Raw genomic sequence first — 20,206 nt, forward strand, 5'->3', positions numbered from 1 at the left:
CCTATTTATGCTAACGCCGTTGAAAAAGCCAAGAACCAAGCCAGCAGAAGAACGTTTGAACGACCTGATGAATGCCGCGGAAAATCTCTTTCTTTCCAAAGGATTTCTCGCCACAACCGTGAGTGAAATTGTGGGAGTGGCAGATGTGGCAAAAGGGACGTTTTATCATTATTTTCAATCAAAAAACGAAATTATGGATGCCTTGCGCACCCGCTATATGGATTGGTATTTAGGGCATATTACAGATGCGATTGCATCGCACCAATCGGCATCTTCACAGTTACAATCATGGTGCGAAAACAGCGTTAAATACTATGTTGAAAAGCAGACACTGCACGACATGCTCTTTCACGACGAATACCATGGTCACACTAACAGCCACGAGCAACGTGCTGTTGAGCAAATTAAACAGATTTTAGCCCTTGGTGAACAGCAGCAAGCTTGGCATGCCGCACCACCAGAGCTTATCGCCACGATGATCTATCATGCAATGCATGCGGCAGTCGATAACCTCGCCACAACCCGTGAATACAACCAAAGCGATTTGGGTGAATTGCTGTATGGGCGTTTTTTAAAATTACTCTGTTAATAAAAAATAGCCCCATAGATTTTATCTACGGGGCTAATCATTAATTGCATCCCAATTCTTGCGATTTCGGTAGCCAACGTATCAGGAAGAATAATGCTCCGCAAAATGCGATAAAACAGCCTGCATAACCTAAGTGAAAATCACTCAAATAGGTAATGGCTAACGGTGTTATTCCCCCAATGCACACAGAAGCCCCATTATAGCCAGCGCCTAACATTGCGGTATTACCATGAACAGCACTTGCCAGTACAGCAGGTAAGTTTGCAATAATCATTGCAGAACACCCCGCAATCACCAGCTGCGCAACGCCAACTAACATGAGGCTATCGAGCTGAAGTGTAAAATAAACAGGGACGGATAAGAGCACTAACGCAGCGACTCCCATCCGATATATTTTCGATGGCGTACTGCATTTCGTTGTGAACCAACAGGTTAAAATAATTAGTACTAACAAAAGCCCTGAAGATATCAGAGGAAAAATATCCTTGAGTACCTCATACTTCAAATGTTTAACAATAATTGTTCCAGAAAGATTTTGTGAATAAAAAGCCACTGAGGCAGGCGCGGTTAACAAAAATAAATAAACGATCCCCTGCCAATTAAACGCTCGCTTTTCTGCTTTATTTTCCGGCTTTTCTGGTAACCTCGCGCGAAACCAAAAACTGATCCCTATATTGAGTAAGCCTACCAATAATGGAATACGCCAACCAATACTGTACATCGTTTCTTTATCAAGGAATTGCTGCAACAATACGACTAATCCCACTGAAAGAATAACCCCTGCCACTACACTTCCAGAGATCAGTGCCGCAATTCTGGCTCGCTCGTTATTTTTCGTATCAGAGAATAAGTAAGTCACTACCGATGGGTACTCACCGCCAAAGCTAAAAGCAAGAGCCAGCTGAAGTATTAAAATAGCGATTGGGGTATAAATTCCTAGTAATTGGATAGGCAATAACGCCATGCATAATGTTGCAACGCCAGTAATAAAACTCGTCAAGACTAACGCCGCTTTTTTCCCTGCAATATCTGCATAACGCCCGATAACAACCCCGCCAATAGGTCGAATTAAAAAACGTAGCGCAAAAATACCCCATACCAATATGGTGGATTGTGAATAACCTAATTTTTCCAACTCTGCACTCAAATAAACTGATATTGCAGCAAATACTGCAATACCATAATATTCCAACGCATTTCCTATGGCGATACCAAAGCGATATTTCCATTTCATCGCATCATCCTTGTTGTAAAATTTTCGTCCTAAATACACACTGTCGGAAAATTACGGATAGCTCACCAATGTTTCTAAACACGCTAATGTAATACCATGTTCTTTCAAAACTGCAAATAACCCACTTGAAGAAACATAAGGACATCCTAGTTTTTCTTTAATACGTTGAATCCGTTTATGCTCATTGGCTTCTGCACAACCTTGGATATAACTAATTTCTTTTACTTTGCAGTGGGAAAGTAATAAACGAATAGTGATCATTTCTTTGCGAGTAAAACGAATATTACCAAAGCGCATATATTGGTGAGTATCTAATATTTCCCTTTTAGGATCTCTAGGCTCTCTCAATGCATTAAGCTCCGCTCGAAGTGGTAAAATTATTTCTTCATTATCCTTCCATAAATTATGGGCATAATCAGAAACAACGGCCCTTAATTTATACAATTCTAGTAAATTCTTACTCTCCAATTTTTTATTTGAATTTACAGAAATAATTTCATAAACACTGCCATATTTCGTGCAAAAATCCACTTTAATTTCACTCTTATGGCTTTTAGATAATGTTTTTTTGAACAAATCAGAATAATTATTCCAATATTGAACACCGCTCACCAGCCTTTCTTCCACCTTTTTATCTAAATCATCATCCCAACAAATTAAAATCCATTCATATTGGTTTGAGAGAGTTCTCACCATATTGTTACTTAAATCTATTCGGCTATAAGTAACATCCACATCATTCCAGTCAAAATAATTAAGAAATTTACTATTAAATTCAGTACAAGAAGTTTCAAGAAATTGGCTTTTCACATCCATATATCACCCCTTAATTCTAGTTAAAGAATTATTTCGACTTAGAAATAATGAAAGAAACAATGACAATGTGCTTAACATTACAAAAACACCCACTAAAGAAACATGAACACTCACCAAATTACTTATAATCATAGGCGTTACCCCTCCGATAATCACTGACGCAATGTTATATCCCATACTGAATGTGGTCACATGCCCATCAGCAGGTTTTGTCATTGCATAGTTCCAATTGCATAAAACCATTGCGGAAATAATGAGCATAACTAATTGAGATAAAATTGATACAACCAAACCATAATTAGATATAAAAAAATAGATCGGAAAAGAACATAAAAATGCAAGTTTAACGCCGTATTCAAATACTTTTTCAGGAGTACTATACTTATCAGTAAAAATTCCAACAAAAACTATAAAAAACAATAAAAATATAGAAGATGTAATTGAGTATATGCTTTTAAACTCATCTAAACTCAATTCTTTAATTAGAAAAGATGATGAGAAATTTAATGTATAGAAAATAACTGAACCAGGGACAATGATAAGAAAAATATTAAATGCTTTAAACCAGTCAATTTTATCTTTCACTTTTTCTATAGGTTGATTCGGTAGTCGGTATCTAAACCAAAAACAGATGAGTATATTCGCCAATCCTAATAACAATGGAATTCGCCAGCCAAATTTTTGCATAGATTCGGCATCTAAAATACGTTCTAGTAATAGGACAATCGCTAATGAAGCAATCACGCCAACCACAGCACTCCCCGTCAGTAAACCGGATATGCGCCCTCGCTCATGAGGTTGAGAATCTTTATATAAATAAGCCGATAATGATGGAGCCTCACCTGCATAGCTAAAAGATAATGCCATTTGAAGTATTAAAATTACTAATGGCGCATATGCTCCAAGCAAATGAATTGGAAGTAGCCCCATCATCAGTGTTGCACTACCTGTAATAATACTCACTAAAATTAACGCAGATTTTTTACCTACTTTGTCTGCATATCGTCCTATAACATATCCGCCAATTGGACGCATAAGAAAACGTAACGCAAAGATTGCCCAAACCATTTCCGTTGCTTGTTGATAACCTAGCCGAGCCAATTCTGCACTTAAATACGATGAAATAGCTGCAAAAATAGCAAGATCATAAAACTCTAAAGCATTGCCTGTCACTGCGCCAAATCTTAACTTCCATTTCATAAGTTAATTCCTTTTCCTTATAGAAATTCGATGAAATCTATTTATTACAACTCAATCCCACCCAAACTGTTCAATGTAATACAGTGTTCCTCCATAACATTGAATAATTTATTATTAACTTCACCTGTATACTTTAATTTATCCTTAATATTTTCAACCCTTAAAGTTTCAATAGCTTCTGTACATCCTTGAATTTGGCTAATCTCTTTTATACTCCGATGAGAAAGTAATAATTTAATCGTCAAAATTTCTCTATTTGAAAAGGAGATATTGCCGAATCGAATATAATCATGAACTTCCTTTATTCCTCTAAGTGAATTTTCATTTTGTATTACATTTATTTCCTGCCTAATTGGAATTGGAACATACCCATCTTCATTCCATTTTTCATAAGCGTAACTCGCCATTACTGTTCGCCACTTACATAGTGATAGTAAATCCAATGATGGTACCGCCTCGAAAGAATTAACTGAGAGTATTTCGAAGACATTATTATATCGATTGCAAAAATCTATTTTTTTATTTTTAAAATCCAACTTTGATAATATCTCCCTATAAGCATTTGAATAGTTTTTCCAATATTGAATTCCCACATGCAGTCTTTCATCTAAATTCAAGTCCATATCTTCATGCCAATAAATCAATTGCCATTCATAATTACTTGACAGTGCATATATTTTTTTATTATCAACATCTACTACAGTATAATGAACATCAAAACCATCCCAATCAAAATAATTAAATAAATCCTTCCTCATATTTTCACTCAAAGCTTCCATTTCAATGCTTTCTACATTCATTTTATACCTCTACCAAGAATTAAATTAAAAATACACCAATGGAAAATTAACGACATATCTTTAACATAGAAATTTTTCATGTCAAAGATTAATTTAATTGACATTTAAAAAGATAATTTATCTTTCTAATTTAACATTCCAAATAAACTATATGGTGAATTTAATTAGAATACATTTAATTAAATTTAATAATTAATTATTTTAGAATTATTGGAGAATAATATGAAACAAGATTGGCATCCTGCGGACATTATTGCCGCCATTCGAAAGAAAGGAACCACATTATCCGCAATATCAAGATCTGTCGGATTAAACCCTTCAACATTGAATAATGCATTGTCACGCCGTTGGCCTAAAGGAGAGAGAATTATTGCTGAATTTTTAGAAATGGCACCCGATGAAATATGGCCATCTCGTTATTTACACCATCAGTCTAAAAGGAGAGAAGTCAGCTCTATTGATTGAGGAAACAAGATAAATATAACTATTATGTTATTTGAACTCTATTATGCTGAAATTGCTAAAACGGGTAAGCCATCGCTCACCCGTTCTTATTCTCAGTGGCTTAACTAGAAAGTTTTAATCCAATTAGCCCCATCACGATCAAGCCAAGGCTCAATAAGCGGAACATATTGGCGGATTCGCCAAGGAAAATAATCCCGAAAATCGCGGTACCAACTGCACCGATACCCGTCCAAATCGCATAAGCGGTTCCGGCAGGCAAGTCACGCATCGCATAAGCAAGTAAGCCCATGCTGGCGATAATGGCGGTGATAGTGATAACACTAGGAGTTAGGCGCGTAAATCCATGGGTGTATTTTAAACCCACCGCCCAAACAATTTCTAATAAACCTGCGAATAATAAGATGATCCAAGCCATGGTGGATGTACTCCGTCAACTTCTCGGGGTCGTCCCCATTACTTAAACGTGATGATTTCAGGTCGTCCTGAGCACGCGAAATGAAACCGTATTATAAACGTTCAATTTCAGAGACTCAAGTCACTTAAAATAATAATTAACACTAAATTAACACCCATATTTATCCTATTCATGCTGAATTTGAGCCCTGACATGCAATATCGTCGCACAAATCCCAAAGCACAGGTAAAGTAGAGATCCTCCGCCAATTTTGTACCGAGAAAACACCATGCGTATCAAAGATATATTACTTGCCCTGTGTGTCGTGATTATTTGGGGCGTCAATTTTGTGATCATCAAACTTGGCGTAACCGCCTTACCCCCACTACTCCTCGGTGCCTTACGTTTTGTGTTTGTGGCCTTCCCTGCCATTTTCCTATTCAAGCGTCCCAAAATTCCGCTGAAGCTCTTACTGATTTATGGGCTAACCATTAGTTTTGGACAGTTTGCGTTTCTATTTTGCGCCTTGCGTGTGGGCATGCCAGCAGGCATTGCCTCGGTGATTTTACAGTCACAAGCTTTCTTCACTATCTTGCTCGGTGCCGTGATCCTTAAAGAATCCCTACAGCCAACCCACTTTATCGGTATGTTTATCGCCATAGCGGGTCTCGGGATTTTAGCCAATGGCGCAACCTCTGGCGGAATCGATGATATCCCACTGTTGGGCTTGATCTTTATTTTGGTCGCGGGGCTTTCTTGGGCGTTCGGTAATATCACCAACCGCATCATTATGCAGCATCAAGGCGAAGAAAAATGCAGCGCCCTTTCCTTGGTCAGTTGGAGCGCCCTAATTCCAATTATACCTTTCTTATTAAGCTCTTGGATTTTCGAAGGCGAAGATGCCATTGTACAAGGCTTAGCGGGGTTTGATTGGTCTGTACTCGGTGTGATTTTGTATCTTGCCTACCTTTCCACTTTTGTCGGTTATGGATTGTGGGGTGTGCTGCTTGGACGCTATGAGGCATGGCGCGTCGCACCATTCTCTTTATTGGTGCCCGTTTTTGGGTTAAGTAGCAGCGCTTTATTCCTTGGCGAGCACATTAACGGCATACAAATTGCTGGATTAATTTTGATTATGTTAGGGCTAATCACGACATTGTTTGGTAAAAAAATTATTCAGGTGATTCGAAAGTAACCGCCAACGCATTCAAATACCGGAAATTTTCTTCCGGTATTTTTTTGTCTGTTTTATTATTTTCAGTAAAAACCCCACACACCCACGCGGATTTATAATCTAAAATTAAAATATTAATTAGGATATAAAACCAATCAATGAATTAACGCTAGACCAAAACAAGATAAAATCCAATATTAACTTCGATTTTAGTGATACTAATTCCAATATTGGAATTTATCTACAATTTCAATTAAGTGTCTCGATTTAGCTACTTTTCCTTTCCCACAACTCTCGCTATATCTGTTTGAGTTTTTACTTACATAAATAACTAATAAAGCTCGTTAACGAAATGGATGGGGAAAGGCTATGGGTAAACAATTGATTTGGATTGTTCTCGCTCTGCTCGGCGCGTTTTCACTCGGTTATATTGCATTAAACCGAGGTGAACAGATCAACGCCCTGTGGATCGTGGTCGCCGCGGTCTGTATTTATTTGATCGCATATCGTTACTATGGACTGTTTATTGCGAAAAAAGTCCTGCAAGTAGACTCTACACGTATGACACCAGCCATTCGTCACAACGATGGTCTGGATTATGTACCAACCGACAAAAAAGTGTTATTTGGTCACCACTTTGCCGCCATTGCTGGTGCTGGTCCATTAGTCGGTCCTGTACTTGCAGCACAAATGGGTTATTTACCGGGTATGCTGTGGCTGCTCGCAGGGGTAGTTCTGGCGGGGGCTGTACAAGATTTTATGGTACTGTTTGTTTCAACCCGCCGCGATGGTCGCTCTTTGGGTGAACTCGTGAAAGAAGAAATGGGCAATACTGCTGGGGTCATTGCGCTGATTGCTTGCTTTATGATCATGGTGATCATCCTTGCTGTACTCGCGATGATTGTCGTGAAAGCATTAACACACAGCCCATGGGGAACTTATACCGTTGCCTTCACCATCCCACTAGCTATTTTTATGGGGATTTATACCCGCTATATTCGTCCGGGTCGTATTGGTGAAGTTTCAGTTATCGGGCTGATTTTCTTAGTTTTTGCGATTATTTCAGGTGGTTGGGTCGCAGAGAGTGAAACATGGGCGCCTTACTTTGACTACACTGGCGTGCAGTTAACGTGGATGCTGGTCGGCTATGGCTTTGTAGCTGCCGTTCTACCTGTTTGGCTGCTATTAGCCCCTCGTGACTATCTTTCTACTTTCTTGAAAATCGGGACAATTATCGGTCTGGCAATCGGTATTTTGATTTTAAATCCAAACCTGCAAATGCCGTCATTAACTAAGTATATTGATGGAACTGGCCCTGTGTGGGCGGGGGATTTATTCCCATTCTTATTTATTACAATCGCTTGCGGTGCCGTTTCTGGCTTCCACGCCTTAATCTCTTCCGGTACCACGCCGAAAATGCTCGCCAATGAAAACCAAGCTTGTTTTATCGGCTACGGCGGGATGTTGATGGAGTCATTCGTCGCTATCATGGCATTAGTCGCAGCTTGTGTGATTGACCCAGGCGTTTATTTTGCGATGAATAGCCCGATGGCGATGTTAGCACCAGCAGGAACGACAGATGTTGTGGCTTCCGCAGCACAAGTTGTCAGCAGCTGGGGCTTCCAAATTACGCCTGAACAGCTAACGCAAATTGCCAACGAAGTTGGTGAAACCAGCATTATTTCTCGTGCAGGGGGCGCACCAACACTGGCAGTCGGTATGGCGTATATTCTTCATGGCGCACTAGGCGGGTTGATGAATGTGGCATTCTGGTACCACTTCGCCATTCTGTTTGAAGCGTTGTTTATCCTGACTGCTGTGGATGCAGGAACCCGCGCGGCGCGCTTTATGCTGCAAGATTTGCTGGGTGTGGTTTCACCATCATTGAAAAGAACGGATTCTCTACCCGCTAACCTGATCGCCACTGCATTGTGTGTACTGGCTTGGGGTTATTTCTTGCATCAAGGCGTTGTTGACCCACTCGGTGGTATTAACACCTTATGGCCGCTGTTTGGTATCGCCAACCAAATGCTGGCCGGTATGGCGTTGATGCTGTGCGCGGTCGTTCTGTTCAAGATGAAGCGCCAAGCCTACGCATGGGTCGCGCTATTACCAACTTCGTGGTTATTGGTGTGTACGATGACCGCTGGCTGGGAAAAGACCTTCAGTGAAGATGCCCGCGTTGGTTTCTTAGCCGTCGCGAATAAGTTCCAAGCGATGTTAGATAGCGGCAACTTGCCACCGCAATATACGGAATCACAGTTAACTCAGTTGGTTTTCAATAACCGTTTAGATGCTGGCTTAACGATTTTCTTTATGATTGTGGTTGTGGTTCTCGCCCTGTTCTCTATCCGTACCGCATTGAAAGCATTGAAATCTAAGGAACCAACCGCCAACGAAGTTCCTTACGAGCCAATGCCAACCAACTACGAAGAGATTGTGGCAAACACCCGCCATCATTAATACACCGGAGATTGAGAGCTGAGCAGTTTTTTTAAATATTTTCTTTAAGTATCTGTTTTAATTATTTACTTTTTTTAAATATTTTTCAAAACTCACTCTCTTTCTCCAAAATAGTTCGTGTTACAGCTAGGCGACAAACGAGGATATCCCTAGGAGCATAGATAACTATGTGACTAGGGTAGCCGAGAGCAGTCAACAACGCTGTAGCGCGAAATATGAAGGAGAAAAAAATGTTTGGAAACCTAGGGAAAGCGGCGAAATACTTAGGCCAAGCCGCCAAAATGATGGTCGGCGTCCCCGACTACGACAACTACGTCGCCCACATGCAACGTACCCATCCTGACCAAACGCCGATGACTTATGAGGAGTTTTTCAAAGAACGGCAGGATGCTCGCTACGGTGGTAAGGGTAAAGGCGGGTTTAAATGTTGTTAATCATCACTCTGGCTGAGCACCGCAAATAAAAAAGCCGAATACAGTACGAAACTGCATTCGGCTCTTCTTGATCTCACTTCGCCACTCACTATAATGGCTGGCTTGATCTATCGGCGATTATTTCACGCGTGAAACGTATTCGCCTGAACGAGTGTCAACTTTGATCACTTCGCCAATCTGAACGAACAGAGGAACTTTAACCACTGCACCAGTGCTTAAAGTTGCTGGTTTACCGCCAGTACCTGCTGTGTCACCTTTCAGACCTGGATCTGTTTCGACAACTTCTAATTCAACGAAGTTCGGCGGAGTTACCGCGATTGGACGACCGTTCCACAGCGTTAAGATACAATCAGCTTGGTCGATCAGCCATTTTTCGTTGTCACCGATAGCTTTCGCATCTGCTGCCAGTTGTTCGAAAGTTTCGTTGTTCATGAAGTGCCAGAACTCACCGTCGTTGTACAGGTAAGTTAAGTTCATATCCATGACATCTGCGCCTTCAACAGAATCAGTAGATTTAAAAGTTTTTTCCAACAGTTTGTTAGAAATCAGTTTACGCAGACGAACGCGTGCGAACGCTTGACCTTTACCCGGTTTAACGAATTCACTTTCAAGAATTGCACACGGCTCACCATCTAACATGATTTTAAGACCTGAGCGGAATTCATTGGTACTATAAGTAGCCATGGAGATCCTCTATTTATAAACTAAAAATGGCATAGCCAAAAAATGGTCGATATTATAACTCAAAATACCTCATCCAGAGAAGTCTGGATACAACAACTTGCCGAAGCAGTCACTAATCCGGATGAATTGCTGCAATTACTAAACTTAGAAGACCATCAGCCATCGCGAGAAGGTCATGAAGCACGTAAGTTATTTCCTTTACGTGTTCCGCGTCCTTTTATTTCGCGAATGAAAAAAGGTGATCCACTAGACCCTCTGTTATTGCAGGTATTAACCGCAAAAGCAGAGTTCGATATACATCCAGGTTTTTCTACTGATCCACTAGAAGAGCAGGATAACGCGATCCCGAGTTTACTCCACAAGTACCGTAACCGCGCATTAATGCTGGTTAAAGGGGGTTGTGCAGTGAACTGTCGATACTGCTTTCGCCGGCATTTTCCTTATGAAGATAACAAAGGAAATAAAAATAACTGGTTGATGGCTGTGGATTATATAAAAAACCACAGTGAACTCAATGAAATCATCTTCTCTGGCGGTGATCCTTTAATGGCAAAAGACCACGAACTTGACTGGTTAATTAGCCAACTTGAGGAAATTCCACATATTACTCGCTTGCGAATTCATTCTCGCTTGCCAGTGGTAATTCCAGAAAGAATTACAGATACCCTTTGCCAGCGTTTATCTCAGTCACGTTTGCAGGTCATTATGGTGACCCACGTTAACCACGCTAACGAGATTGATGATGAATTTACAAAAGCGATGCAGAGATTAAAACGTGCAGGCGTCACATTGCTCAACCAAAGCGTATTGCTCCGCCAAGTTAATGACAATGTCACTGCTTTGGCAAACCTGAGCAATGCCCTATTTGATGCAGGAATTTTACCGTATTACTTGCATGTGCTCGATAAAGTCCAAGGTGCTGCCCACTTCTTAGTGAGTGATATTGAAGCTCGACAATTAATTCGTGAATTGTTAAGTCAGGTCTCGGGGTATTTAGTACCGAAGTTAGCGAGAGAAATTGGCGGGGAGCCAAGCAAAACCTTACTCGATTTAAACTTGCGCCAAAGCTAGTCTGAGTTAATAAACATCAAAACTAATAGGCATAAAAAAACCCGCTTAACTGATTAAGCGGGTCTTATTGATACATGATTATTGGCACTTATAAACTTGGCCAACCATTTTGCTATCAACAGGAACAAAGCTAGATAGGACAGTTTCGCTTGGGCTTGAAGCACCAAAAATCACGTTACCACCCATTGCTGCAGCTTTGTTACGTAAATCATTTGCTGCGCCGCGCATGGAGCTAGACTCGTTATTAACGCCGCTCAACCAGTTGCTTTGAGTTCCAGTGACTTGACCAAGAAGTTGGCATTCGCTTCCTGGTTGATTTTCAACAAAACGAACTTGTGAGCCTGCCGCAGTCAGATCATTGGTTGATGTACAACCTGCTAAAGTTAGTAATGCAGCAGCACCAAGCAAGACTTTAATTCGCATGTTTTCCCTCATTTTTTATTGTGTTTTTGCAGCTGGTTGTTGAACCTGTATAGCTCCAATCACTCAAAATTCTGTTTTATGGCAGTAAATTAGCGTACTAGATATCCAAGTAGGCTTGATAAAAACTGCCAATCGCTCAGAGTTTATCACAAAACAATCAATACGCTCGTGATGTTCTTTACTTATTTAAACTATTTTTTACCTTGGGTTAAATATAACCCGATGAGTCACCTTAACGCAAAAATAAGTAATAAACCTCATAAATGCAAAGCACAAAAGCATTAATTTGATTACTTATAAAAAAACCGGCACCACTCGATAACTCATGGTGCCGGTCTTATTTTGGCTGGTAGCCACTAACTAGTAGCTACTTGAGCAAGATGTTTGCCTGTTGGCTTACATCATACCGCCCATTCCGCCCATGCCACCCATACCCGCTGCGCCTAAATCAGGAGCGTCAGATGCTGGCATATCAGTGATCATCGCTTCAGTCGTGATCATCAGACCCGCGATTGATGCTGCGAATTGCAGAGCAGAACGAGTAACTTTAGTTGGATCCAGAATACCCATTTCGATCATGTCGCCATAAGTATCTGTTGCTGCGTTGTAACCGTCGTTGCCAGTTGCTGCTTTAACGTTGTTAACAACAACAGAAGCTTCTTCACCTGCGTTAGTGACGATTTGACGCATTGGCGCTTCCATCGCACGCAGAGCAACACGGATACCTACGTTTTGTTCTTCGTTATCGCCTTTCAGTCCTTCCAGTTTAGCTGCAACGCGAACTAACGCAGTACCACCACCAGCAACAACACCTTCTTCTACCGCTGCACGAGTTGCGTGCAGAGCATCGTCAACGCGAGCGCGTTTTTCTTTCATTTCAACTTCAGTTGCTGCGCCCACTTTAATTACCGCAACACCGCCAGCTAATTTCGCTACGCGCTCTTGCAGTTTTTCACGGTCGTAATCAGAAGAAGACTCTTCGATTTGTTGACGGATTTGAGTCACACGACCTGCGATTGCAGTTTCGTCACCGATACCATCGATGATGATAGTGGTGTCTTTGTTGATAACGATACGTTTAGCTTGACCTAAATCTTCTAACGTTGCTTTTTCCAGCTCCATACCGATCTCTTCAGAGATAACAGTACCGTTAGTCAGGATAGCGATATCTTGTAGCATTGCTTTACGACGGTCACCGAAACCTGGTGCTTTAACCGCTGCAACTTTCACGATACCACGCATGGTGTTCACGACTAATGTAGCCAGTGCTTCACCTTCAACATCTTCAGCGATGATCAGCAGTGGTTTGTTCGCTTTAGCAACGCCTTCTAATACTGGCAGTAATTCACGAATGTTAGACACTTTTTTGTCGACTAACAGGATGAATGGGTTTTCCAGTTCAACAACGCCAGTTTCTGGTTTGTTGATGAAGTAAGGAGATAAATAACCGCGGTCAAACTGCATACCTTCAACCACGTCTAATTCGTCTTCCAGACCAGTACCTTCTTCAACGGTGATAACGCCTTCTTTACCGACTTTCTCCATTGCTTCTGCAATTAATTTACCAACAGTTTCGTCGGAGTTTGCAGAAATAGTACCAACCTGTGCGATTGATTTAGTGTCTGAACATGGAACTGACAGAGTTTTCAGTTCTTCAACAGCAGCAACAACCGCTTTGTCGATACCACGTTTCAGATCCATTGGGTTCATACCCGCAGCCACTGCTTTCAGACCTTCAGTGATAATTGCTTGAGCTAAAACGGTAGCGGTTGTTGTACCGTCACCCGCTGCATCGTTAGCTTTAGACGCAACTTCTTTCACCATTTGTGCACCCATGTTTTCGAATTTGTCTTCTAATTCGATTTCACGCGCAACAGAAACACCATCTTTAGTGATAACTGGTGATCCAAAAGATTTGTCTAAAACAACGTTACGGCCTTTAGGACCTAAAGTTACTTTAACTGCATCAGCAAGAACATTGACACCACGAAGCATTTTTGTACGAGCGTCATTACCAAATCTAACGTCTTTAGCTGCCATTATCTCTTTCCTTTAAATTCTTTTCGTTTGATGAAAGTTTTAAGTGAAAATTCTTATTCAACGATTGCTAAGATGTCGCTTTCGGACATGATTAACACTTCTTCGTTGTCGATTTTTTCAGCTTTTACGCCATAACCGTCGTTAAAAATTACGATATCGCCAACTTTCACATCCAGCGCTTTAACGTCGCCATTTTCGAGGATGCGGCCTTGGCCCACAGCGATAACTTCACCACGAGTTGATTTGCCCGCAGCACTGCCAGTTAACACGATACCACCAGCAGATTTAGATTCGATTTCTTTACGTTTAACGATAACACGGTCATGCAATGGACGAATTTTCATTAATAGTTCTCCTACAAATAAAGTCCATACGGGTAAAAGGTCGATACCAAGGTGATCTTCACCAGTACCATGTTTCAGGAGATTGGGATGAATAACTAAGACTTCAAGGGGTGGGAGATAAATTTTTTTATTATTTATCTCCCTACCATTCAAAGGGAATTAAGGTTTAGGCGGGTTATCTTGGTTGGAATCTGAAGATTTATCGTCAGGAACACGATGGCTTTCACCATCAATAGTACTTTTACGATCAATAGTATAAGAAGGGTCATCTTGCTTGCGTTGGTACTCACCTTCAAAGGTATTGCCATTTTGATAGCCACCACCCTGAAAACCATTTCCAGGTTGGTAAAACTTGATGTGCGGGATTAAACGCATCACAAATAATTTTTGTACTGGTGGTAGTAATAAAAGTAGTCCAATAAAGTCCGTAAAGAATCCAGGAACAATCAGTAAAAATCCTGCTAACACTAACGCCACACTTTTAATCATTTCAGCGGCAGGACTTTCACCACTCATTAATTTTTGTTGTATTTGCATGACATTTTTCATCCCTTGGTTCTTCACAAGTGAGACCCCTAAACAGGATGTGAGCACCACTAAAATCAATGTCATCAACACACCAATTTCAGCCGCAACTCGGACAAAAATGACCGACTCTATATACACCAAAATACATATCAGAATTAGTGGTAACCAGCGCACAAGTACTCCTTAATATCAATAAGCTACTGCATTTTTCGGGGCTAAATGAAAACCTTTGTGAACTATCTCTAAGAGACTACTATTCATATTCGCTTTTTTCATCAGTATAGCCATAATAATTGGGTCTCTGATCGTGATTTTCAACTCATGGACTAAGATCATTAACAAGGCTTATCTGTGATTTAAATCACACAATATAAATTCTATTGCACTAATCAATCCATAAAATGATCTAGGTTCAAGGTATGGGGTGATAAAGGGCATATGATCACCCCATAAGTCAGTAGAACATAATACTGATAAAGGAGTAATAGGTGGTAATCACCTAGAAGTTTAGTTTTAGGATATATTTTTAAAAGCGCATAAACGGACAGTAACTGTAATCTAATTAAGAAGGTTCTCATGTCAAACAATACTCGTATCGAAGAAGACCTGTTAGGTAAAAAAGAAGTTCCAGCTGATGCCTATTATGGTGTTCATACTCTGCGTGCGATTGAAAACTTTTATATCAGCGACCGCACCATTAACGATGTCCCAGAATTTATTCGCGGCATGGTAATGGTAAAAAAAGCAGCCGCACTAGCTAACAAAGAACTGCACACTATTCCTCGTAATATCGCAGATACCATCATCAAAGCGTGTGACGTTGTTTTGAATGAAGGCAAATGCATGGATCAGTTCCCAGTTGACGTATTCCAAGGTGGTGCGGGCACATCACTGAACATGAATACCAACGAAGTTCTGGCAAACATCGGTCTTGAACTGATGGGTCATAAAAAAGGTGAATATGAATTCTTAAACCCAAATGACCATCTGAACAAAAGCCAATCAACCAACGATGCATACCCTACCGGTTTCCGTATCGCGGTTTATAACTCTGTTCTGAAATTAATCGATTCTGTTACTTACCTGAAAAAAGGTTTTGAAAGTAAAGCAGAAGAGTACAAAGACATCCTGAAAATGGGTCGTACTCAATTACAAGACGCAGTACCAATGACTGTTGGTCAGGAATTCCATGCTTTCGCAACTCTTCTTAAAGAAGAAGAGAAAAATCTGAAACGTAGCATCGATTTACTGCTCGAAGTTAACTTAGGTGCAACTGCTATCGGTACTGGCCTGAACACAGCCCCTGGTTACCAAGAACTGGCTGTTAAAAAATTAGCAGAAGTAACAGGTTTAGCTTGTGTACCATCAGAAGACTTAATCGAAGCAACGTCTGACTGTGGTGCTTACATCACTGTTCACGCTAGCCTGAAACGTTTAGCAGTTAAACTGTCTAAAATCTGTAACGACTTACGTTTACTTTCCTCTGGTCCTCGTGCGGCACTGAAAGAAATTAATCTGCCAGAATTACAAGCAGGTTCTTCTATCATGCCAGCAAAAGTTAACCCAGTAATCCCTGAAGTTGTTAACCAAGCATGTTTCAAAGTTATGGGTAACGACATCTGCGTAACGATGGCTGCTGAAGCAGGTCAATTACAATTAAACGTAATGGAACCAGCAATTGGTCAAGCGATGTTCGAATCCATTTCTCTGATGAGCAATGCATGCCGCAACTTAGTCGAAAAATGCGTTAACGGCATTACTGTTAACAAAGAAATCTGCGAAGCGTTTGTATTCAACTCTATCGGTATCGTAACTTACTTGAACCCATTCATCGGTCACCACAACGGTGATATCGTGGGTAAAATCTGTGCTGAAACAGGTAAGAGCGTACGTGAAGTTGTCCTAGAACGCGGACTGCTGACCGAAGCGCAACTGGATGATATCTTCTCTGTAGAGAACCTAAAACATCCAGCATATAAAGCAAAAAGATTTGACGACTAATTATTTATGTTTAGCATAAATAATTCTTAAGAATAAGGGCACGACTTTCCACCGGATAGCGTGCCTTTTTTCATGAATACACACACAAATAATTAACATAACAGTTTCATAATTTTCATTTTTGTCGAGGAGTAAACACTATGTTAGCCGTAGAATTTGTCATTGTTCTGCTGGCCATTTTTTTAGGGGCCCGTCTTGGAGGGATAGGTATCGGTTTTGCCGGTGGCCTTGGTGTTCTGGTACTCGCTGCAATTGGCGTGAAACCGGGAACCATTCCTTTTGACGTAATCTCTATCATCATGGCAGTTATTGCCGCCATCTCTGCAATGCAAATTGCGGGTGGTTTGGATTACTTGGTTGCTCAAACAGAAAAATTACTGCGTCGCAATCCAAAATACATCACTATCCTTGCCCCTATCGTGACCTATTTTCTGACTCTGTTCGCAGGTACAGGTAATATCTCATTAGCCACTCTGCCAGTTATCGCAGAAGTTGCGAAAGAGCAAGGCGTGAAACCATGTCGTCCACTGTCTACGGCGGTTGTTGCAGCTCAAATTGGTATCACAGCATCACCAATCTCTGCGGCAGTTGTTTACATGGCATCGGTCATGGAAAACCCAGCAATGGTTGGCGCTGGTAACACCGTTAGCTACATCACGCTGTTAGGTATTTTATTACCAGCAACGTTCTTAGCTATCATCCTGATGTCTTTCATTATCTCTTGGACATTTAACTCTAAACTGTCTGATGACCCAATCTACCAAAAACGTTTAGCTGAAGGCTTAGTTGAACTGCGCGGTAGCCAAGTTAAAGAGATCAAACCAGGTGCTAAAGCGTCTGTTCTGCTGTTCTTACTCGGCGTTGTTGGTGTAGTTTGCTACGCAATTATCAACAGCCCAAGTTTAGGCATTGTGGCAACCCCACTGATGAACACCACTAACGCTATCCTGATCATCATGCTGACTGTGGCTACGTTAATCACTGTACTGTGCCGTGTAAACACTGATGCAATCCTGAACTCAAGTACCTTCAAAGCAGGTATGAGCGCATGTATCTGTATCTTAGGTGTTGCGTGGTTAGGTGATACTTTCGTACAACACAACATTGATTGGATCAAAGAAACTGCAGGTGATTTAATCCACGAACACTCATGGATGTTAGCGGTTATCTTCTTCTTCTGTTCTGCGCTTCTGTACTCTCAAGCAGCAACAGCGAAAGCACTGATGCCTATGGCTCTGGCTCTGAACGTTAGCCCATTAACCGCTATCGCTTCATTCTCAGCAGTATCCGGTCTGTTCATTCTACCTACTTACCCAACTCTGGTTGCGGCGGTACAAATGGATGACACCGGTACAACTCGCATCGGTAAATTCGTCTTTAACCACCCATTCTTTATTCCGGGTACTATCGCTGTGGCACTGGCCGTTACCTTCGGCTTCCTGTTCGGCGGTATGATGCTGTAGTCATCAATACAATGACTTAGAAACAGAGAAACCGTGGCTTTCGAGTCACGGTTTTTTTATGTCTGCGCTAAATCTCCCACCCGTTTAAAACATCTAAAAGAGATAACAATTAAGCTGACTTTATCTTATTAAAGAAAAAAACGGCCTAATCACACTTAAATTTAAGTATTTATAACTAATCAAATAAATCTATTCAAAATAGAACAATTCTTTTCATTTAAACAAACTGAAATAATTTGTCATATTTAAAATTTAATCAAATGCTAAAAACAAACCACATAACACAATGAAAAATAACAATTAATAGGCAAAAAAAGATGATTTCTAGCGCAAGAAAGGATTGATGCGTCACAATTTAGTGACCAGTTGTTAATAAATGTAAAAATCAGAATTATATTCTTTATTGTATACCAATAATGAATAAAAAAAGATTATATCACTATTTAATAAAGATGCTCTCAAAAAGACCACCCCTCTTAGCACCACCTAACGCTAGCTTTATTATTTCATATTACTCACTCTATGTGTTTAATTTAAAATTTTCGACTATTTCACTATATTTGCATTATTTGATTTTATAAAAAACGTCACGTAAATTAGTTAGAAGAAAACGGAGTGAAATAATTTCCTCACACAACGTTTTCATCAATCCTTCGTATTCACCTAAATACGACTTTTATTAAGTGATGCTGTTTGGAAGGAATGCATACAATGAAAGAAACAGACGGTAATAACCCTTCACCCAAGAAGGGTATAACTATTTATACAAAAGCAGTGGGTTATGAAATCTATTTATTACGAAAGCGTCGCTCGCTCAGTGGAAAAGATTTAGCAAATTTATTAAATATCTCTCAACAGCAAGTTTCTCGTTATGAACGAGGTATCTGCAACATTACAATAGATATGCTAGTACAGGTTTTAAATGTACTAAAAATGCCTATTCAGGACTTTTTGGATAGAGCAGTTATTCGAGTTTCCATAATGAAATTTAAGCTAAGCAGTGTTGGCAGTAAAGATATCTCACTGTTAAGTAGCTCATTTATAAAGTAGGCATATATTTTCTCTACATGTTTAATTCATTATATCTTAACAATAAAGAATAACTTTTATTATAGCAATACCCCTACTCCAATGGAGCATTAATCTGTTAAATATAGAGAAATTAACACTCTAATAAATCCAATGAGCGCCATTCTATTCATATGGCGCCCTACTTTTCACGCTTATTTATTATAGGTTAGCGAATAATAAATCGAGTACTAAGAATAAAGGTAATATTCTCTTTTTTAGAACAAGAGAGTATCCCCTTTATATCTAAGGAATGGAATAAAGGAAATTAGCGAAACTTTAAATTGAATGTTTATAACTGATTCAACCTAAATTTAGCCTAGGTAAATAGATAATATCGGCATCATACGTATATATATCTATAACGAAATAAGTCATGGAATGCGACCTTTATACTATCAATTTAATTATTTAATTTTGGACAAATAGGAATACTAATTATGTCATTTAAAACAACGGCACTTTCTACTGCTTTATTTATGAGCCTGTCAGCTTTAAGCCTGAACGCAATGGCAGCACCTTCTGCAGAAGTGACTCTGCAAGGGATCCTGACCAACACAACCTGTGATGTCACCATCAATGGCGGTAAATCAGTCTTAAACGTAGGTGTTTTAAAAACCTCTGTGGGTGAAAATGATTCAGACTTTGCCGCTGTCAATGCAATGTCCTCTACAACCGTAGATATGCCAGTCACTTTAACTGGTTGTACTAAAGAAGAAGAAGGCAATCTGATCATCCAGGGGATCACCTCTGTGGGTAACAACCAACAAGATATCTTTGTTGCTACAGATTCACAAACTGTTGGTTTTATGATTGAAGATGAAGCCGGTAAACGCATCACTAATGGTAGTGGCACAAAAGTTGAAATCGGCGCAGGCGAAACAGCAGCCCAATACACATTCAAAGTTGGTATGGCAACAACCACAGATTCTCCGAAAGCAAACTCCTACAGTGCGCCTATCTTGGTTGCTTATATCGTTAACTAATTCGATTTAATTAACTCAGTCAATGGAGG

The 20,206-nt window shown here is 40.2% G+C and carries 20 protein-coding genes; 10 read left to right on the forward strand and 10 right to left on the reverse strand.

Translation table 11 applies throughout. The features are described 5' to 3' along the window. The first annotated feature begins 7 nt into the window (after positions 1–7). The gene (locus QS795_RS14930) at positions 8–589 is read left to right on the forward strand and encodes a TetR/AcrR family transcriptional regulator (RefSeq protein ID WP_286269702.1); all 582 of its coding nucleotides are present in this window, start codon (positions 8–10) and stop codon (positions 587–589) included. Between the two features lie 40 nt (positions 590–629). Here the strand turns inward: QS795_RS14930 and QS795_RS14935 are convergent, their stop codons facing one another. Genes QS795_RS14935 through QS795_RS14950 form a run of 4 tightly spaced genes read right to left on the reverse strand, consistent with a single transcriptional unit; the run spans position 630 to position 4,639 of the window. Further along, complete coding sequence (locus QS795_RS14935) at positions 630–1,823, reverse strand: MFS transporter (RefSeq protein ID WP_286269700.1); 1,194 nt, start codon at positions 1,821–1,823, stop codon at positions 630–632. Between the two features lie 51 nt (positions 1,824–1,874). Beyond that, positions 1,875–2,639 carry a helix-turn-helix transcriptional regulator gene (locus QS795_RS14940; protein WP_286269878.1) on the reverse strand — a complete coding sequence of 255 codons (765 nt, stop codon included), beginning with the start codon at positions 2,637–2,639 and terminating at the stop codon, positions 1,875–1,877. Between the two features lie 3 nt (positions 2,640–2,642). Then, on the reverse strand, positions 2,643–3,839 hold the full coding sequence (locus tag QS795_RS14945) for an MFS transporter (protein ID WP_318626577.1): 1,197 nt from the start codon (positions 3,837–3,839) through the stop codon (positions 2,643–2,645). Between the two features lie 44 nt (positions 3,840–3,883). Further along, complete coding sequence (locus QS795_RS14950) at positions 3,884–4,639, reverse strand: hypothetical protein (protein WP_286269698.1); 756 nt, start codon at positions 4,637–4,639, stop codon at positions 3,884–3,886. Positions 4,640–4,861: 222 nt separating this feature from the next. Between QS795_RS14950 and QS795_RS14955 the strand changes: the two genes are divergently transcribed. Beyond that, complete coding sequence (locus QS795_RS14955; RefSeq protein ID WP_318626578.1) at positions 4,862–5,104, forward strand: helix-turn-helix domain-containing protein; 243 nt, start codon at positions 4,862–4,864, stop codon at positions 5,102–5,104. 100 nt (positions 5,105–5,204) lie between these two features. Here QS795_RS14955 and sugE read toward each other — a convergent pair whose 3' ends face one another. Continuing rightward, positions 5,205–5,519, reverse strand: coding sequence for a quaternary ammonium compound efflux SMR transporter SugE (gene sugE, locus QS795_RS14960; protein ID WP_154603508.1), 315 nt, complete (start codon positions 5,517–5,519; stop codon positions 5,205–5,207). A 268-nt stretch (positions 5,520–5,787) separates the two neighbouring features. Between sugE and QS795_RS14965 the strand changes: the two genes are divergently transcribed. The 3 genes from QS795_RS14965 (at position 5,788) to QS795_RS14975 (ending at position 9,569) form a co-directional block, all read left to right on the forward strand. After that, a complete protein-coding gene (locus QS795_RS14965) occupies positions 5,788–6,693 on the forward strand; it encodes an EamA family transporter (protein WP_036955957.1) in 906 nt (301 codons plus the stop codon). A gap of 348 nt (positions 6,694–7,041) precedes the next feature. Next, positions 7,042–9,135: a pyruvate/proton symporter CstA gene (gene cstA / locus QS795_RS14970; RefSeq protein WP_286269694.1), complete on the forward strand. Its 2,094-nt coding sequence runs from the start codon at positions 7,042–7,044 to the stop codon at positions 9,133–9,135. A 230-nt stretch (positions 9,136–9,365) separates the two neighbouring features. Further along, the gene (locus tag QS795_RS14975; protein ID WP_211887523.1) at positions 9,366–9,569 is read left to right on the forward strand and encodes a YbdD/YjiX family protein; all 204 of its coding nucleotides are present in this window, start codon (positions 9,366–9,368) and stop codon (positions 9,567–9,569) included. Positions 9,570–9,686: 117 nt separating this feature from the next. On the opposite strand, the gene efp is transcribed toward QS795_RS14975, so the two are convergent. After that, a complete protein-coding gene (gene efp / locus QS795_RS14980; RefSeq protein ID WP_006658996.1) occupies positions 9,687–10,253 on the reverse strand; it encodes an elongation factor P in 567 nt (188 codons plus the stop codon). 42 nt (positions 10,254–10,295) lie between these two features. Here efp and epmB point away from each other — a divergent pair, with 42 nt between their 5' ends. Next, on the forward strand, positions 10,296–11,324 hold the full coding sequence (epmB, locus tag QS795_RS14985) for an EF-P beta-lysylation protein EpmB (protein ID WP_154639356.1): 1,029 nt from the start codon (positions 10,296–10,298) through the stop codon (positions 11,322–11,324). A gap of 78 nt (positions 11,325–11,402) precedes the next feature. Here the strand turns inward: epmB and QS795_RS14990 are convergent, their stop codons facing one another. The 4 genes from QS795_RS14990 to QS795_RS15005 all read right to left on the reverse strand — a co-directional run bounded on the left by QS795_RS14990 (position 11,403) and on the right by QS795_RS15005 (position 14,833). Next, positions 11,403–11,747: a DUF4156 domain-containing protein gene (locus tag QS795_RS14990; protein ID WP_036955950.1), complete on the reverse strand. Its 345-nt coding sequence runs from the start codon at positions 11,745–11,747 to the stop codon at positions 11,403–11,405. 396 nt (positions 11,748–12,143) lie between these two features. Continuing rightward, positions 12,144–13,787 (reverse strand): chaperonin GroEL, encoded by a 1,644-nt coding sequence (gene groL / locus QS795_RS14995; protein ID WP_286269678.1) that lies wholly within the window; start codon positions 13,785–13,787, stop codon positions 12,144–12,146. 53 nt (positions 13,788–13,840) lie between these two features. Beyond that, on the reverse strand, positions 13,841–14,131 hold the full coding sequence (locus QS795_RS15000) for a co-chaperone GroES (RefSeq protein ID WP_108478399.1): 291 nt from the start codon (positions 14,129–14,131) through the stop codon (positions 13,841–13,843). A 159-nt stretch (positions 14,132–14,290) separates the two neighbouring features. After that, complete coding sequence (locus QS795_RS15005; protein ID WP_286269675.1) at positions 14,291–14,833, reverse strand: FxsA family protein; 543 nt, start codon at positions 14,831–14,833, stop codon at positions 14,291–14,293. Positions 14,834–15,235: 402 nt separating this feature from the next. Here QS795_RS15005 and aspA point away from each other — a divergent pair, with 402 nt between their 5' ends. From aspA to QS795_RS15025, 4 genes are all read left to right on the forward strand, one after another. Continuing rightward, complete coding sequence (aspA, locus tag QS795_RS15010; RefSeq protein ID WP_154603513.1) at positions 15,236–16,660, forward strand: aspartate ammonia-lyase; 1,425 nt, start codon at positions 15,236–15,238, stop codon at positions 16,658–16,660. A gap of 140 nt (positions 16,661–16,800) precedes the next feature. Then, entirely contained in the window at positions 16,801–18,123 is a 1,323-nt protein-coding gene (locus QS795_RS15015) for an anaerobic C4-dicarboxylate transporter (protein ID WP_181477599.1), read from the forward strand. A 711-nt stretch (positions 18,124–18,834) separates the two neighbouring features. Further along, positions 18,835–19,173: a helix-turn-helix domain-containing protein gene (locus tag QS795_RS15020; RefSeq protein WP_286269672.1), complete on the forward strand. Its 339-nt coding sequence runs from the start codon at positions 18,835–18,837 to the stop codon at positions 19,171–19,173. Positions 19,174–19,631: 458 nt separating this feature from the next. Beyond that, on the forward strand, positions 19,632–20,177 hold the full coding sequence (locus QS795_RS15025; protein WP_286269671.1) for a fimbrial protein: 546 nt from the start codon (positions 19,632–19,634) through the stop codon (positions 20,175–20,177). Positions 20,178–20,206: the final 29 nt, after the last annotated feature.

This window comes from Providencia zhijiangensis (assembly GCF_030315915.2).
Taxonomy (GTDB): domain Bacteria; phylum Pseudomonadota; class Gammaproteobacteria; order Enterobacterales; family Enterobacteriaceae; genus Providencia; species Providencia zhijiangensis.